Origin of the sequence: Amycolatopsis sp. FBCC-B4732 (assembly GCF_023008405.1) — a bacterium.
GTDB classification, from domain to species: Bacteria; Actinomycetota; Actinomycetes; order Mycobacteriales; family Pseudonocardiaceae; genus Amycolatopsis; species Amycolatopsis pretoriensis_A.
This window is the reverse complement of sequence record NZ_CP095376.1, coordinates 5,634,174-5,649,188: the sequence shown is the minus strand read 5'-3', so window position 1 is coordinate 5,649,188 and position 15,015 is coordinate 5,634,174. Positions and strand designations below refer to the sequence as shown.

Sequence of the window (15,015 nt, the reverse complement as noted above, 5' to 3'; positions counted from 1 at the left end):
CCTAGCGCGTGACGGGCAGGCCGAGTGCGGTGGCGGCGATCATGTCCCGCTGGATTTCGTTGGTGCCGCCGCCGAAGGTGAGGATGAGCGCCGAGCGGTGCAGCCGTTCGATCCGGCCGGCCAGCAGCGCGCCCGGCGAGCCTTCGCGGACGACGGCGGCCGCGCCGAGCACCTCCATCAGCAGCCGGTAGGCCTCGATCGCGAACTCCGTGCCGTACACCTTCGTCGCCGACGCCTCCGCCGGGCCGAGCTCGCTCGCCGCGGCCGCCCAGGCGATCCGCCAGTTCCGCAGCTTCAGGTACTCCGCGCCGGCGTGCACCCGCGCGAGGTGCAGCCGCACCCATTCCTGCTCGATCGCGCCGGTTTCCTTCGCCCACGCCAGGACGTCGGCCAGCGCCTTGCGCACCGGCGCCGCCGACGTCAGCGCGACGCGCTCGTGGTTGAGCTGGTTGGTGATCAGCGGCCAGCCCGCGTTCTCCTCGGCGACGCGCGCGGACACCGGCACGCGCACCTCGTCGTAGTACGTCGCGCTGGTGCCCGCACCCGCGACCGTGTGCACCTTGGTCCACGAAAACCCCGGCGCCGACGTCGGCACGATCAGCATCGACAGCCCGCGGTGCTTCTTCGCCGACGGGTCGGTCCGCACCGCGAGCCAGACGTAGTCGGCGTACTCGATCAGGCTCGTCCACATCTTCTGCCCGGTGACGACGTACTCGTCGCCGTCGCGGACCGCGCGCGTCTTCAGCGAGGCCAGGTCCGTGCCGGCTTCGGGCTCGGAGTAGCCGATCGAGAAATGCAGCTCGCCGGCGGCGATCTTGGGCAGGTAGAACGCCTTCTGCTCGTCGGTGCCGTAGCGCATGATGGTCGGCCCGACGGTGTTCACCGTCAGGAAGGGGACCGGCACCCCGGCGACGGCGGCTTCGTCGGTGAAGATCAGCTGGTCGAGCATCGGCCGGCCCTGTCCGCCGTACTCCTTCGGCCAGCCCAGCGCGAGCCAGCCGTCCTTGCCCAGCTGCCGGACGATTTCCTTGTAGGCGGCGCCGTCGCCGTACTCGCCACCGCCCGAGCGGAGGCCGTCACGGCGTTCGGGCGTCATCAGTTCGGCGAAGTACTCCCGAAGTTCGGCGGCCAGCTCGCGCTGCTCCGGCGTGTAGTCGATCCGCACCCGTCACCCCGATCCGGCGTTACAATAGAACCTGTTCTAGTTGTACCAGGGCTCGCGTGGTGGAGGAAGCATGGAGATCGGCGTCGACAGGCTGGCTTGCGAAGCGAACGCGGTGTGCGTCGGCTTCGCCCCGGACGTCTTCGACCTCGACGACGACGAGAACCTGGTGGTCCGGCCGGGTCCGGTCCCGGCCGATCAGGTAGAACGTGTTTCCGATGCGGTCAAGGGCTGTCCGAAGAACGCCCTGTTCATCGTCGGTTAGCGCCGTTCACTGAAAGGCTTGCTCAAACCGAGAACAGATTCTAGTCTAGGCCCGACATCTGGGACTCGACGAGGAGGCCTCGCGGTGAGCCTGACCGGCAGGATTGCGATCGTCACGGGCGCCGCCGCGGGCCTGGGCCGGGCCGAAGCGCTCGCCCTGGCCGCCCGCGGCGCCACGGTCGTCGTCAACGACATCGGCGAGCCGAAGGACGTCGTCGCGGAGATCGAAGCGGCGGGCGGCACCGCCGTCGCGGTCGCCGGCGACGTGGGGGAGCGGGCCACGGCCGACGCGCTCACCCAGGCCGCGCTCGACCTCGGCGGGCTCGACGTCGTGGTCAACAACGCCGGCGTGCTGCGCGACAAGATGCTGTTCTCGATGTCCGACGACGACTGGGACACCGTGCTGCGCGTGCACCTGCGCGGGCACTTCCTGTTGTCCCGCAACGCCGCCAAGCACTGGCGCGAAAAGTCCAAAGCGGACGGAAAGCCCGTCTACGGTCGGCTGGTCAACACGGCGTCCGAAGCGTTCCTCATCGGCTCGCCCGGCCAGCCCAACTACGCCGCGGCGAAGGCGGGCATCACCGCGCTCACCATGTCGGCCGCCCGCGGCCTCGCCAAGTACGGCGTCCGCGCCAACGCGATCTGCCCGCGCGCGCGGACGGCGATGACCGAGGGCGTGTTCGGCGCCGCCCCTGCCGAAGGCGCCGATCCGCTCTCGGTCGAGCACGTCGCCCCCTTCGTCGCCTACCTCGCCTCGCCGGCCGCCGAGCACGTCAACGGCCAGGTGTTCGTCGTCCACGGCGGCACCGTCGCGCTGGTCGAAGCGCCGCGGATCGAGCGGCGCTGGGGCCTCGACGAGCTGGAAACCTCGGTCAGCGCGTTCTTCGCCGAACGCGATCCCGGCCGGATGTTCGCCGCCACCGAAATCCTGGAGGAGTCGTGAGGCTGGACGGGAAGATCGCCATCGTCACCGGGGCCGCGCGCGGCCAAGGCGAGGCCGCGGCCCGCGCGTTCGTCGCCGAAGGCGCGAAGGTGCTCGTCGCCGACATCCTGGACGACGAGGGCAAGCAGCTCGCCGCCGAACTCGGCGAGCAGGCCGTCTACCAGCACCTCGACGTCGGCAGCGAGGACGACTGGGCCACCGCCGTCGAGCGCGTGGGCACCGAGTTCGGCGCCCCGGACGTGCTGGTCAACAACGCCGGCATCCTGCACTTCTCCGAGCTGGGCAAGACGACGCTGGCCGATTACGAACGCGTGATCCGGGTGAACCAGATCGGGGCGTTTCTCGGGATGCGCTCGGTCGTTGAACCGATGACCGCCGCCGGCGGTGGCTCCATCGTCAACGTGTCCTCTGTGGAGGGTCTGGCCGGGATGCCGTACCTGATCGCCTACACCGCGAGCAAGTTCGCGATCCGCGGGATGACCAAGGTCGCGGCGATGGAACTCGGCAAGAAGCACATCCGCGTCAATTCCGTGCACCCCGGCGCGATCGATACCCAGATGGTTTCGACCGCGGCCGGCGGCCAGAAAGTCGACATGTCCTACGTCGGCAAGAAGGTCGCGCTCGGCCGCGTCGGGCAGCCCGAAGACATCGCGAAGCTGGTGTTGTTCCTGGCCAGCGACGAGAGCGCGTACTGCACCGGGGCGGAGTTCGTCGCGGACGGGGGAGCCACGGCGTCCCACGCGCTCAACTTCTAGGCAGTGAACACCGCTAACGAAAATCGGGCGCCGGGTATGGAGAACACTCGGAGGTCAGCGACGACCTACTGGGAGGTGTGGTGAGCGAGAGCACGGGCACGCTCCCGGGAACCGCGGCCCTGACCCAGGTCGGCCGCCTGGCGACGCTCTCGTGGGAGGTCCTGCGCGCGATCTTCAAGCGCCCCTTCCAGGCCCGCGAGTGGATCCAGCAGTGCTGGTTCTTCGCCAGCGTGACGATCCTGCCCACGGCACTGGTGGCCATCCCGTTCGGCGCGGTGATCGCGCTGCAGCTCGGCTCGCTGACCGCGCAGATCGGCGCCCAGTCGTTCACCGGCGCGGCCAGCGCGCTGGCCATCGTGCAGCAGGCCAGCCCGCTGATCACGGCGTTGCTCGTCGCGGGCGCCGGCGGCAGCGCGGTCTGCGCGGACATCGGCGCGCGCAAGATCCGCGAAGAGATCGACGCCATGGAAGTGCTGGGCGTCAACCCGATCCAGCGTCTCATCGTGCCCCGGGTGCTGGCCGCGATGGTCGTTTCGGTGCTCCTCAACGGCTTGGTCAGCGTGGTCGGGGTGCTCGGCGGCTACTTCTTCAACGTCGTCCTCCAAGGCGGCACGCCCGGCGCGTACCTGGCCAGCTTCAACGCCCTCGCCCAGGTGCCCGACCTCTGGGTCAGCGAGATCAAGGCGCTGCTCTACGGCTTCGTCGCCGGTGTCGTGGCGGCGTTCCGCGGGCTGAACCCGCCACCCGGGCCGAAGGGCGTCGGCGACGCGGTCAACCAGGCCGTCGTCATCACGTTCCTGCTGCTGTTCCTCATCAACGTCGTGCTCACCGCGATCTACCTGCGGATCGTCCCGCCGAAGGCCATGTGATGACGGCGGAACCGATCGACCACGAGCGGACGCTCGAGTACATCGCGCGCCCGGGCCAGAGCCTGGAAGGCCTCGGCAAGCAGCTCGCGTTCGCCGCGAAGGCGCTCGCCTGGTCCCCGCGCACGATCCGCCGCTACGGCCGGGAAACGCTGCGGCTGCTCACCGAGGTCTGCTTCGGCACCGGCGGCCTCGCCGTCATCGGCGGCACGCTCGGCGTGATGATCGGGATGACGCTGTTCACCGGTCTCATCGTCGGTCTGCAGGGCTACTCCGCGCTGAACCAGCTCGGCACGGCCGCGCTCACCGGGTTCATCTCCGCCTACTTCAACACCCGCGAGGTCGCGCCGCTCTCGGCCGGCCTCGCCTTGAGCGCGACCGTCGGGTGTGGCTTCACCGCCCAGCTCGGCGCGATGCGGATCTCCGAGGAGATCGACGCGCTCGAGGTCATGGGCGTGCCGAGCATGCCGTACCTGGTGACCACCCGGGTGCTCGCCGGCGTCGCCGCGGTGATCCCGCTGTACGCGGTCGGCCTGCTGTCGAGCTACCTCGCGTCCCGCCAGATCACCATCTGGCTCTACGGGCAGTCCGCGGGCACCTACGACCACTACTTCACGCTGTTCCTGCCACCCGGTGACGTCCTCTGGTCGTTCGGGAAGGTGATCGTCTTCAGCGTGCTCGTGATCCTGTCCCACTGCTACTACGGCTTCAACGCCGGCGGCGGCCCGGCGGGTGTCGGTGTCGCGGTGGGTCGCGCGGTGCGGACGTCGATCGTGCTGATCTCGGTGCTGGACTTCTTCCTGTCCCTCGCGATCTGGGGCGCGAACACGACGGTGAGGATCTCCGGATGACGCGCGAGCTCTGGCAGCGGCTCCGGTACCAGGTGCTGGGGCTCGCCTTCCTGCTCGTGGCCGCGTTGTTCATCACGGGCACGCTCGCCGTATACAACAAGGCCTTCACGCCGGTGACGCTCGTGAAGCTGGAGACCGACCGCGTCGGCAGCCAGCTGCGCACCGGCGGCGACGTCAAGGTCCGCGGCATGATCGTCGGCGAAGTCCGGTCGGTGCTGGCGAAGGGCGACCACGCCGAGCTGGAACTGGCCCTCGACCCGGACAAGACGCACGTCATCCCCAAGAACGTCGCCGCGCGGCTGCTGCCGAAGACGCTGTTCGGCGAGCGGTACGTCGCCCTGCAGCTGCCCGAGGCGCCGCAAGGCCCGATCGAGGCCGGCGACGTCATCCCGCAGGACCGCAGCAGCGCGGCGATCGAGCTGCAGAAGGTCCTCGACGACGTGCTGCCGCTGCTGCAGGCGGTCCAGCCCGAAAAGCTGTCGAGCACGCTGACGGCGGTGTCGACCGCGCTCGAAGGCCGCGGCAAGCAGCTCGGCCGGACCCTCGTGCAGCTGAGCGACTACCTCGGCAAGCTGAACCCGTCGCTGCCGGACGTCAAGGCCGACATCACCGGGCTCGCCAACGTCGCGCAGACCTACGACAAGGCGGCGCCGGACCTGCTGCAGGCGCTGTCCGACCTGACGACTACGAGCCGGACGATCGTCGACCAGCGCGCGCAGCTGAGCGACCTCTACGCCACCGTCACCGCGGCTTCGGTCGACCTGACGAACTTCCTGCAGGTCAACAAGGACAACCTGATCCGGCTCACCACGGCGATCCAGCCCACGCTCGACGTCCTCGCGAAGTACGCGCCGGAGTACCCGTGCCTGATGCGGCAGCTCGCCGAGTCGGTGCCGCGCGCGGAGCTGGCGTTCGGCAAGGGCACCGCGCACCCCGAGGTCAGCCGGGTCACCATCGAGTTCGCCGCCAGCCGCGGCAAGTACCTCCCCGGCGTCGACGAGCCGAAGTACGAGGACAAGCGCGGCCCGCGCTGCTACCCGCAGGTCCCGAAGCCGGGCGTCTGGCCGCAGTACCCGCCGGACGGCGCGATCGAGGACGGCTCCAGCAAGCCCGCCCCGCCGAAGAACCCGCCCGAGGAGCTGCCCGCCGGCGGGGGCGCCCTCGGCGGCTCCGGCACGATCGTCGGGTCGAGCTACGAACGCGACCTGATCGACCTGCTCGCCTCGCCCGCGCTCGGCACCGCGCCGGGTGACGTGCCCGGCTGGGCGGGCCTGCTCGTCGGGCCGCTCTACCGCGGGGCGGAGGTGGAGCTGAAGTGAGGACCTTCGTGCCGTCCCTGGTCAAGCTCGCGGTGTTCGCCGTCGTCACCGTGCTGCTCACCGGGGTCCTCGCGGCCACCATCGCGAACACGAACTTCGGCGAGACGTCGGGGTACCTGGCGAAGTTCACCGACGCGTCCGGGCTCAAGGAAGGCGACGACGTCCGCATCGCCGGGGTCAAGGTCGGCCAGGTCGACGCGATCGGCGTCGTCGAGGGCGACCGGAACTTCGCCGAGGTCCGGTTCGACGTCGAGCACGCCTACCGGCTGCCGGAGACGGTGACCGCGACGATCAAGTACCGCAACCTCGTCGGCCAGCGCTACCTCGCGCTCGGCACCGACGTCCCGGGGCAGCGCGCGCTGGAGGACGGCGGCACGATCCCGCCCGAGCGCACCAAACCCGCGTTGAACCTGACCGTGCTGTTCAACGGCTTCAAGCCGCTGTTCAAGGCGTTGAGCCCGAAGGACGTCAACCAGCTCTCGGCCGAGATCATCAGCGTCTTCCAGGGCGAAGGCGGCACGATCACCAGCCTGCTGCAGCACACCGCGTCGCTGACGACGGCGATCGCGAGCAAGGACCAGGTGATCGGCCAGGTCATCGCCAACCTCAACACCGTGCTCGGCACGGTCAACGCCCACGGCCCGCAGCTCGGCGACCTCATCGAGCAGACGCAGAAGCTGGTCAGCGGGCTGGCCGAGCAGCGCAAGCCGATCGGCGACGCGGTCAGCGCGCTCGGCGACCTCGCCGTGTCCACGACCGGCCTGCTCGCCGACGCGCGCCCGGCGCTCAAGGACGACGTCGCCCGGCTCGGCGTGCTGTCGCAGAACCTCGGCGACTCCGGCGTGCTGCTCAACCACCTCCTCGAGGTGCTGCCGGGCAACCTGCAGAAGTTCACCCGGACGTTGAGCTACGGCAGCTGGTTCAACTACTACCTGTGCGGGATCACCGGCACCATCGGCATCTCCTCGCTCGACATCACCCTGCCGATCGTCCCCATCCCCGGAACGCAGCGCGCGGAGAGGTGTGGTCCGTGAAGCGGCTGAAGGATCGCAACCAGGCGGGGGTCGGCGCGGTCGCGCTCGTGCTGATCGTGCTCGTCACGGCCACGACGTACTTTTCCGACCAGCTCCCGTTCTTCGGCAACGGCACGACGTACTCGGCGTACTTCGGCGAGTCCGCCGGGCTGGCGCCGGACAACGAGGTCGAGGTCGCGGGCGTCAAGGTCGGCACGGTGTCGTCGGTGAAGCTGGCCGGCAGGCAGGTGCTCGTCCGCTTCCGCGTGAAGGACGTCCGGGTCGGCGACGCGACCACGGCGTCCATCGAGATCAAGACACTGCTGGGGGAGAAGTACCTCGCGCTCGACCCGAAGGGCGGCGGCACGCAGGAGCCGGCCGCGACGATCCCGCAGGCCCGCACGCGCACGCCGTTCCAGCTGCAGGACGCCTTCGAGCAGCTGTCGACGACGGTCGGCGACATCGACACGAAGCAGCTCGCGGACAGCTTCAACGCCCTGTCCGACAGCCTCAAGGACAGCCCCCAGTACCTGAAGGACACGCTGACCGGGCTGTCGTCGCTGGCTCGCACCGTTTCGTCCCGCGACGCCGACCTGCACACGCTGCTGGCCAACACGAGCCAGGTGTCGAAGACGCTGTCCGACCGCAACGCCCAGCTGCAGCGCGTGATCAGCGACGGCAACCTGCTGCTCGGCGAGCTGCAGAACCGCAAGAAGGCGATCAACGCGCTGCTCACCGGCACCCAGCAGCTCTCGCAGCAGCTGAGCGGGCTCGTCGCCGACAACCGCGCGCAGCTCAAGCCGACGCTGGACAAGCTCGGGAAGGTGACCGACATCCTGCAGCGCAACCAGGGCAACCTCGACAAGAGCCTGCAGCTGATGGCGCCCTTCGCCCGCGTCGGCGCCAACGCCACCGGCAACGGCCGCTGGTTCGAGGGCTACCTGTGCGGGCTGCTGCCGCCGACGATCAACGCCGGCGTGATCACCATCAACCCCGAAGGCTGCACCCCGCCGATCGCGGCGCCGAACCAGGGGGTGGGCGGCCGATGACCATCCGCACCTACCGCGGCCGCAGCCTGGTGACGTGGCTGGCGTTCGCCTGCGTGCTCGCGCTGATCGTCACCGCGGGACTGTGGCTGGTGTTCCGCGCGTCCACCGGAACCGTGGTGTCCGCGTACTTCGGCAAGACGGTCGGGCTCTACGCCGGTTCGTCGGTGCGCGTGCTCGGCGTGCCGGTCGGGCAGGTCACCGACGTGACGCCGCAGGGCGACGCCGTGCGCGTGGACATGCGCGTCGACGACGTCTCGCTGCCGGCAGGCGTGGGCGCGGTGGTCGTCGCGCCGAGCCTGGTCAGCGACCGGTACGTCCAGCTGACCCCGGCCTACGACAGCGGCCCGGTCCTGGCTTCCGGCACGGTGCTCCCGCGTGACCGGACGGCTACGCCGGTCGAACTGGACGACCTGTATTCGAGCCTGGACAAGCTGTCGACGGCGCTGGGCCCGAACGGCGCCAACAAGGACGGCGCGCTGTCCGGGGTCCTGGACACCGCCGCGAACACGTTGAAGGGCAACGGCGCTTCGCTGAATTCGACGGTCGGGCAGCTGGCCGAACTGGCGAAAACCCTGGACGGCTCGAAGGACGACCTGTTCTCGACCGTGCAGAATCTCAACTCCTTCACCGGCGCGCTGGCCCAGAGCGACCAGCAGCTCAACGAGTTCTACGGCCGCGTCGCCGACGTCAGCCGGTTCCTCGCGGCGGATTCCTCCGAAGTCGGCGCGGCTTTGCAGTCGCTCGGTGGGGCGCTCGGCGACGTCCAGACGTTCGTCAACGACAACAAGGGCGCCCTGGAGTCCAATGTGGACAAGCTGGCGTCGCTGTCGAAGGTCCTGGTCGACCAGCGGGCCGCGCTCGCCGAGGTGCTCGACATCGCCCCGACCGGCGCGACCAACTTCATCAACTCCTACGACGCCGCGTCCGGCACGATCGCCGTGCGCGACAACCTCAACGAGCTGACCAACCCGCCGATCCTCACCGTCTGCCGGTTGATCAGCTCGTTCACGCCGAAGCAGCTCCCGGACGCGCTCGGGAACATCTGCAAGCAGCTGGCGCCGGTGCTGGACGGGGCGCTCAAGCTGCCGACCATCCCGCAGGTGCTCAACTCCCTGCAGAACGGGACGCTGCCGCCGTTGCCGCTCCCGCTGGTCGACGTCATGGAGCAGCTTTCGGGCGGTGCGAAGTGAAGCGGCTCGCGGGAGTGCTCGCCGGGGTGCTCGTGCTGGCGGCCTGCAGCGACGGCGGGTTCAACGGCCTCTACGGCACGCCGCTGCCCGGCGGCGCCGACGTCGGCGACCACCCGTACCACGTGAGCGCGCTGTTCACCGACGTCCTCGACCTGGTGCCGCAGTCGAGCGTCAAGGTCAACGACGTCGCCGTCGGGCGGGTCGACAAGATCAGCCTGACCCCGGACACGCGCTCGGCGCTGGTCGCGATGACGGTCAACGGCGACATCGCGCTGCCCGCCAACGCCCGTGCCGAGCTGAAGCAGTCTTCGCTGCTGGGGGAGAAGTTCGTCGAGCTGAGCGTGCCCACGGCCGAACCGGCGTCGGGGCGCCTGGGTGACGGCGCGCGGATCCCGCTCGGGCGCACCAACCGCAACCCCGAGGTCGAGGAGGTGCTCGGCGCGCTTTCCCTGCTGCTCAACGGCGGCGGCGTCGAGCAGATCCAGAAGATCAGCCACGAGCTGAACGACGCGCTGTCGGGCAACGAGCCGGAGATCCGCGCGCTGCTGTCGCGGGTGGACGAACTGGCCACGCAGCTCGACGGGCACCGCACGGAGATCCTCCGCGCGATCGACGGCCTCGGGAAGCTGTCGCACACCTTGGCCGGGCAGACGGAGAACCTGTCGAACGCGCTCGACAACCTGGCGCCGGGCCTGAAGATCGTCACCGACCAGCGCGACCAGCTCGTCGGGATGCTGAACGCGCTCAACGCGTTGTCCGGCGTCGCGGTCGACACCGTGACGAAGAGCCGCGACCAGCTCGTCGCGAACCTCAAGGCGTTGCAGCCGACGTTGACCAAGCTCGGCGAGGCGGGGTCGAACCTGCCGAACGCGTTGCAGATCCTGCTGACGTACCCGTTCCCGGACTACGCGGGCAACGTGATCAAGGGCGACTACGCGAACGTCGAGGCCAACGTGAACCTCGACCTCGACACGCTGATCCAGAACTTCACGAACTCGTCGCAGCCGCCGATCGCGCTGCCGCCGGGGATCGGCGGTCAGGCACCGGTCGCGCCGCCGCTGCCGCTGCCCGACTCGGGTTCGGGCCCGCAAGCCGCCGGGCCCGACCTGCTGGGCGGCCTGCTCGGGCTGATCGGGGGTGGCCGGTGACCACCCGCAAGATCCGCATCCAGCTGTTCGCGTTCGTCGTCATCGCGGTGGTTTCGGTCGTCTACGCGGGCGGCCGGTACGCCGGGCTGGACCGGCTGTTCGGCAACCGCGGCTACGTCGTCACCGCGCAGCTCACCGACTCCGGCGGCATCTTCGTCAACTCCGAGGTCGCCTACCGCGGCGTGACGGTCGGGCGCGTGACCGGCATGACGCTCACCGAGCACGGCGTCGACGTGGCACTCGACATCGACGCCGGCGCCCCGGAAATCCCGGCCGACGCGCACGCCCAGGTGGCGAACCGCTCGGCGGTGGGGGAGCAGTTCGTCGACCTCCTCCCGCAGCACGACGGCGGCCCGTTCCTGAAGGACGGTTCGGTGATCACGCCGGAGAAGACGTCGCTACCACCGTCGCCGGACACCGTGCTCTCGCACCTGGACGACCTCGTGGCGAGCGTGCACCCGGACTCGCTGCGCACGGTCGTCGACGAGACGTACAACGCGTTCGCCGGCGCCGGCCCCGAACTGCAGCAGCTGCTGGACAGCACGGGTTCGCTGACCGCCGTCGCCACGCAGTACGTCCCGCAGACGCAGGGGCTGTTCGCGAACTCGCGGGTGGTGCTGGACACGCAGGAGCGGCAGGCGGCGAACATCACCGACTTCGCTTCGGGGCTGCGCACGATTTCCGGCCAGCTCAAGAAGTCCGACCCGGACCTGCGGCGGGTGATCGCGGAGGCACCGAAGCTGAGCCGGCAGATCAGCGACGTGCTCGCGGCGTCCGGCACCGATCTGGGCGTGCTGTTCGCGAACCTGCTGACGACCGCGCAGATCACGACGTCCCGCAAGGACTCGATCGAGGAACTGCTGGTGGCGTACCCGATCATCGGGGCGTTCTCGCCGTCGACGTCTCCTGACGGCACCGGTCACCTGGGCGTGGTGTTCAACTTCTTCGATCCGGCTTCGTGCACGAAGGGTTACGAGGGAACGAAACAGCGTCCGGCGAACGATGAGTCCGAAGCCCCCGTGAACATGAACGCCTACTGCGCGGAGCCGCCCGGGAGCCCGACCGGGGTCCGCGGCTCCCAAAACGCCCCCTACGCCGGCAAACCACCCGCGATTCCCGCGGCGCCTTCGCAGACCGCCGCTTCGGCTCCGCAGCCGCTGCCGGGCATGCTGAGCCTGCTGACGGGTCCGTCTTCAGGCGGCCTTGGCCGCTTACTGGGCGCGCCGTGAAACTCCGTCTCCTGATCGTCCTCGCGGTCTTCTCGTTATTGGCGGCGGGTTTTTCGGGCTGGTCGTGGTGGCGAGCGGCGTCCGACGACGCATCGGCCCGCGGCCGCGAGCGCGACGCGGTACTGGCCGCGGCCGGCCCCCAGCTGGTCACCCTGAACACGATCGACTACCACTCGGCGGCGGCGGACGTCGACCGCTGGATTTCTTCGGCGACGGGCCAGTACGGGAAGGACCTCTCCGGGGATCGGCAGCTGCAAATCGACCGGGCTACTTCTGCGCGTACGGTTTCCACGGCGTCTTTGGTCCAGGCAGCGGTGACGGAGATCGACGTCGCCGTGGGTTCGGCCCGGCTCTTGGCGGTGCTGGACGTCCGGGTGTCGACCGCGGGCGCCGCGGTGACCCCGCGCCTGAACCGGCTCACGGTGGACGTCTCGCGGTCCGCGTCCGGCTGGAAGATCGCCGGTGTCCAGGCGGCGGGCTCGTGATCCGGGTGCTGACGGCGATCGTCGTGGTCGCTTTGGGCTGTGCGGTGTGGTTCGGCGTGGAGGCGGCTTCTCTTTCTCCCGGTTCGAACCAGGCTCTGGTGGATTCGGCTGCGACCGCTTCGGTGTCGGCCGAGGTGAGTGATGCGGTGAAGTCGGTTTTTTCTTACGACTACGCGAATCTGGCCCGAACCGAGCGGGCGGCCGCCGAGGTCCTGACCGGCGACGCGGTGGGTCAGTATCAGGCGCAGTTCACTTCGGCACGGACCCGGGCGGCGGCTGAGAAGCTGGTCCGGACCACTACTGTTCGGGCTGTCGGGGTTCGGTCTCTGGTTGGCGATGACGCGTCGTTGTTGTTGTTCCTGGACCAGCAGACGGTGGGTTCGGGTGGGGCGCTTTCGTCTTCTGTCGCTCAGCTGGCGGTGACGGCTCGTCGGGTTGATGGTCACTGGAAGATTTCTTCTCTTACTGCTCTCTAGGCTTTACTGATGCGGCTTCGCCGGTGCGTGGGAAATCGGCGCTCGTGGTGGTTGCCTTTGTGTGGTGGTCGGCAGCGCCGATTCCCCACGCAACGATCATCGCCACCTGATCGAGTGATGAACACGCGTTCGGACTCAGGTAATCTTGTTGTGTGGAAAGAGAAGCGGTGTGGCAGACAGACGCGGAGGCTTTGGCCGACCGTCTCCGTGGGCTGCTCACCGTCGTGCGGTCTGCCGAGGCGGAAATCGGGACTCTGCTGGCGGAAATCGAATCCCGCGGCGTCATGGAACTGTTCGGGTACCGCTCGGTTGCCCGGTTGCTGGAACACCTCGCGGACATTCCCCATACGGCTGCCCAGCGCACGGTCACCCGAGCCCAGGCCCTCACCTCTGCGCACACCCTCGACTCGCCGCCCGCTCTCGCCCCCGCCACCGGCGCTGCCGCCCTGACGGGCGCCCTGAGCACCCCGATGATCGACACCATCATCACCGCCCTGACTCCCATCCCGCTCGAACACCGCGACTCCGTCGAACAGGACCTGCTCGCCTTCGCCGCCGACGCGGGTCACAAACAAGTCGCCGCCCTCGGCACCCGAATCCTGGCCCACCTCGACCCCGACGGCACCGAGCCGGTCGATGTCGAGCCCGCCACCCCGACCCGCGAACTCTCATTACGCCGCAGGCGCACCGGAACCTGGGAACTCACAGGCCGCTTCGACGACGAAACCGGCACCCGAGCCAGCGCCCTACTCGACGCCCTGGCCGAACGCCGCACCGCCGACGACGGCGGAGACTTCCGTTCCCTACAGGAACGCTACGGCGACGCCTTCTCCGACGCCATCGACCTCGCCCTCAACTCCCCAGAGCTCCCGACGCAGGCCGGTGAACGCGCCCACGTCCTAGTCGCCGTCTCCCTGTCGGACCTGCAATCCGGCCTCGGCCAGGCGACCCTGGGCGACACCGGCCTGATCTCCGCGGTCGAGGCCCGCATCCACGCCTGCGACTGCAAACTGATCCCCACCGTCCTCGGCGCCACCAGCGAACCCCTGGACCTGGGCCGAGCCCGCCGCCTGATCTCACCCGGCCTCCGCCGAGCCCTGTTCCTCCGCGACCGAGGCTGCGCCTTCCCCGGCTGCCACCACCCACCGCGGCACTGTCAAGGCCACCACATCCGCCACTGGGCCGACGGCGGCCCCACCGATCTCGCGAACCTGGTCCTGCTCTGCGCGCATCACCACCGCTTGATGCACCGCTCCGGCTGGCAAGTCCGCCTCGCGGCCGACGGCCACCCCGAGTTCCTACCCCCGGTGTTCCTGGACAAGCACCGAAAACCCAGGCGCAACAACATCCACCAGCCACTCCCATTCGCAGCCTGACACAACCACATATGGGAAAGGCCCGCAGCCACCGGCTACGGGCCTACACCCACGCCCCCACAACGTGCCTCCGCCAACACTCCCCAGCGACCACCAATCGCCCTCCACCCCCGACCCCACACCGCACCCCGTTGGATATCCGAGGACTATCGCCGCCCCGGCACGTCCAACCCCCGCATTTGCCCGCCCGAGCACCGTCCCCCTCGCAGCTCGCTCCAGCACTTGCCTGCCCGGGCACGCTCTCCGAGCGCAGTTGGCTCCAGCATTGCTGCTCAAGCAGAGTCTTCGAGCGCAGCTCGCCACAGCTCTTGCCTGTTCGGGCACGGTTTCCGAGCGCAGCTGGCCCCAGCACTGCCCGTCCGAGCACGGTCTCCGAGCGCAGCTCGCTACAGCATTGCCGGATCGAGCACAGTCTCCGAGCGCAGCTCGTCCCCAGCTCGCCCGTCCGAGCAGGGTCTCCGAGCGCAGTTAGCTCCAGCATTGCTGCTCAAGCAGAGTCTTCGAGCGCAGCTCGCCACAGCTCTTGCCTGTTCGGGCACGGTTTCCGAGCGCAGCTGGCCCCAGTACTGCCCGTCCGAGCACGGTCTCCGAGCGCAGCTCGCTACAGCATTGCCGGATCGAGCACAGTCTCCGAGCGCAGCTCGCCCCCAGCCCGCCCGTCCGAGCAGGGTCTCCGAGCGCAGCTGGCCCCAGCACTGCCCGTCCGAGCAGGGTCTCCGAGCGCATCTGGCCCAGCATTGCCTGCCCGGGCACGGTCTCGGAGCGCATCTGGCCCTAGTTTTGCCCGTCCGGGCACTGTCCCCGAGCGCAGCTCGCCCGAGCATTGGCCGCCCGAGTGCTGTCTCCCAGTGCAGCTCGCCCCAGTACTGCCCGCTCGAGCGCAGTCTCC

Annotated in this window: 15 protein-coding genes; 14 read left to right on the top strand and 1 reads right to left on the bottom strand. The window is 69.4% G+C overall.

The annotated features are described in order from the left end of the window. Position 1 precedes the first annotated feature (1 nt). Positions 2 to 1,165: an acyl-CoA dehydrogenase family protein gene (locus MUY14_RS24355; protein ID WP_247012166.1), complete on the bottom strand. Its 1,164-nt coding sequence runs from the start codon at positions 1,163 to 1,165 to the stop codon at positions 2 to 4. A gap of 70 nt (positions 1,166 to 1,235) precedes the next feature. On the opposite strand from MUY14_RS24355, the gene MUY14_RS24350 reads away from it, so the two are divergent. The 14 genes from MUY14_RS24350 (at position 1,236) to MUY14_RS24285 (ending at position 14,126) form a co-directional block, all read left to right on the top strand. Then, positions 1,236 to 1,427: a ferredoxin gene (locus MUY14_RS24350; protein WP_247012165.1), complete on the top strand. Its 192-nt coding sequence runs from the start codon at positions 1,236 to 1,238 to the stop codon at positions 1,425 to 1,427. Between the two features lie 84 nt (positions 1,428 to 1,511). Further along, complete coding sequence (locus MUY14_RS24345; protein ID WP_247012163.1) at positions 1,512 to 2,369, top strand: 3-oxoacyl-ACP reductase; 858 nt, start codon at positions 1,512 to 1,514, stop codon at positions 2,367 to 2,369. Then, on the top strand, positions 2,366 to 3,124 hold the full coding sequence (locus MUY14_RS24340; protein ID WP_247012161.1) for a glucose 1-dehydrogenase: 759 nt from the start codon (positions 2,366 to 2,368) through the stop codon (positions 3,122 to 3,124). The genes MUY14_RS24345 and MUY14_RS24340 overlap by 4 nt, the downstream gene beginning before the upstream one ends. Before the next feature lie 80 nt (positions 3,125 to 3,204). Next, complete coding sequence (locus tag MUY14_RS24335) at positions 3,205 to 3,993, top strand: ABC transporter permease (RefSeq protein WP_086674213.1); 789 nt, start codon at positions 3,205 to 3,207, stop codon at positions 3,991 to 3,993. Further along, entirely contained in the window at positions 3,993 to 4,841 is an 849-nt protein-coding gene (locus tag MUY14_RS24330) for an ABC transporter permease (protein WP_247012159.1), read from the top strand. Before MUY14_RS24335 ends, MUY14_RS24330 begins: the two co-directional genes overlap by 1 nt. After that, a complete protein-coding gene (locus MUY14_RS24325; protein WP_247012157.1) occupies positions 4,838 to 6,160 on the top strand; it encodes an MCE family protein in 1,323 nt (440 codons plus the stop codon). Before MUY14_RS24330 ends, MUY14_RS24325 begins: the two co-directional genes overlap by 4 nt. After that, positions 6,157 to 7,194, top strand: coding sequence for an MCE family protein (locus MUY14_RS24320; RefSeq protein WP_247012155.1), 1,038 nt, complete (start codon positions 6,157 to 6,159; stop codon positions 7,192 to 7,194). Before MUY14_RS24325 ends, MUY14_RS24320 begins: the two co-directional genes overlap by 4 nt. Continuing rightward, on the top strand, positions 7,191 to 8,222 hold the full coding sequence (locus MUY14_RS24315; RefSeq protein WP_247012153.1) for an MlaD family protein: 1,032 nt from the start codon (positions 7,191 to 7,193) through the stop codon (positions 8,220 to 8,222). The genes MUY14_RS24320 and MUY14_RS24315 overlap by 4 nt, the downstream gene beginning before the upstream one ends. Next, positions 8,219 to 9,412, top strand: coding sequence for an MCE family protein (locus MUY14_RS24310; protein WP_247012151.1), 1,194 nt, complete (start codon positions 8,219 to 8,221; stop codon positions 9,410 to 9,412). Before MUY14_RS24315 ends, MUY14_RS24310 begins: the two co-directional genes overlap by 4 nt. Then, positions 9,409 to 10,560, top strand: a complete 1,152-nt coding sequence (locus tag MUY14_RS24305; RefSeq protein WP_247012149.1) for an MCE family protein — start codon at positions 9,409 to 9,411, stop codon at positions 10,558 to 10,560. The genes MUY14_RS24310 and MUY14_RS24305 overlap by 4 nt, the downstream gene beginning before the upstream one ends. After that, positions 10,557 to 11,789 carry an MCE family protein gene (locus tag MUY14_RS24300; protein ID WP_247012147.1) on the top strand — a complete coding sequence of 411 codons (1,233 nt, stop codon included), beginning with the start codon at positions 10,557 to 10,559 and terminating at the stop codon, positions 11,787 to 11,789. Before MUY14_RS24305 ends, MUY14_RS24300 begins: the two co-directional genes overlap by 4 nt. After that, positions 11,786 to 12,274, top strand: coding sequence for a hypothetical protein (locus MUY14_RS24295; RefSeq protein ID WP_247012145.1), 489 nt, complete (start codon positions 11,786 to 11,788; stop codon positions 12,272 to 12,274). Before MUY14_RS24300 ends, MUY14_RS24295 begins: the two co-directional genes overlap by 4 nt. Then, positions 12,271 to 12,750: a hypothetical protein gene (locus MUY14_RS24290; RefSeq protein WP_247012143.1), complete on the top strand. Its 480-nt coding sequence runs from the start codon at positions 12,271 to 12,273 to the stop codon at positions 12,748 to 12,750. The genes MUY14_RS24295 and MUY14_RS24290 overlap by 4 nt, the downstream gene beginning before the upstream one ends. Before the next feature lie 152 nt (positions 12,751 to 12,902). After that, positions 12,903 to 14,126, top strand: coding sequence for an HNH endonuclease signature motif containing protein (locus MUY14_RS24285; RefSeq protein ID WP_247012141.1), 1,224 nt, complete (start codon positions 12,903 to 12,905; stop codon positions 14,124 to 14,126). The last annotated feature ends 889 nt before the right edge of the window (positions 14,127 to 15,015 follow it).

Bases quoted from the DNA above. Each gene is read 5' to 3' on its own strand.
- MUY14_RS24330 (WP_247012159.1), top strand. From the start codon at position 3,993: ATGACGGCGGAACCGATCGACCACGAGCGGACGCTCGAGTACATCGCG.
- MUY14_RS24350 (WP_247012165.1), top strand. From the start codon at position 1,236: ATGGAGATCGGCGTCGACAGGCTGGCTTGCGAAGCGAACGCGGTGTGC.
- MUY14_RS24310 (WP_247012151.1), top strand. From the start codon at position 8,219: ATGACCATCCGCACCTACCGCGGCCGCAGCCTGGTGACGTGGCTGGCG.
- MUY14_RS24325 (WP_247012157.1), top strand. From the start codon at position 4,838: ATGACGCGCGAGCTCTGGCAGCGGCTCCGGTACCAGGTGCTGGGGCTC.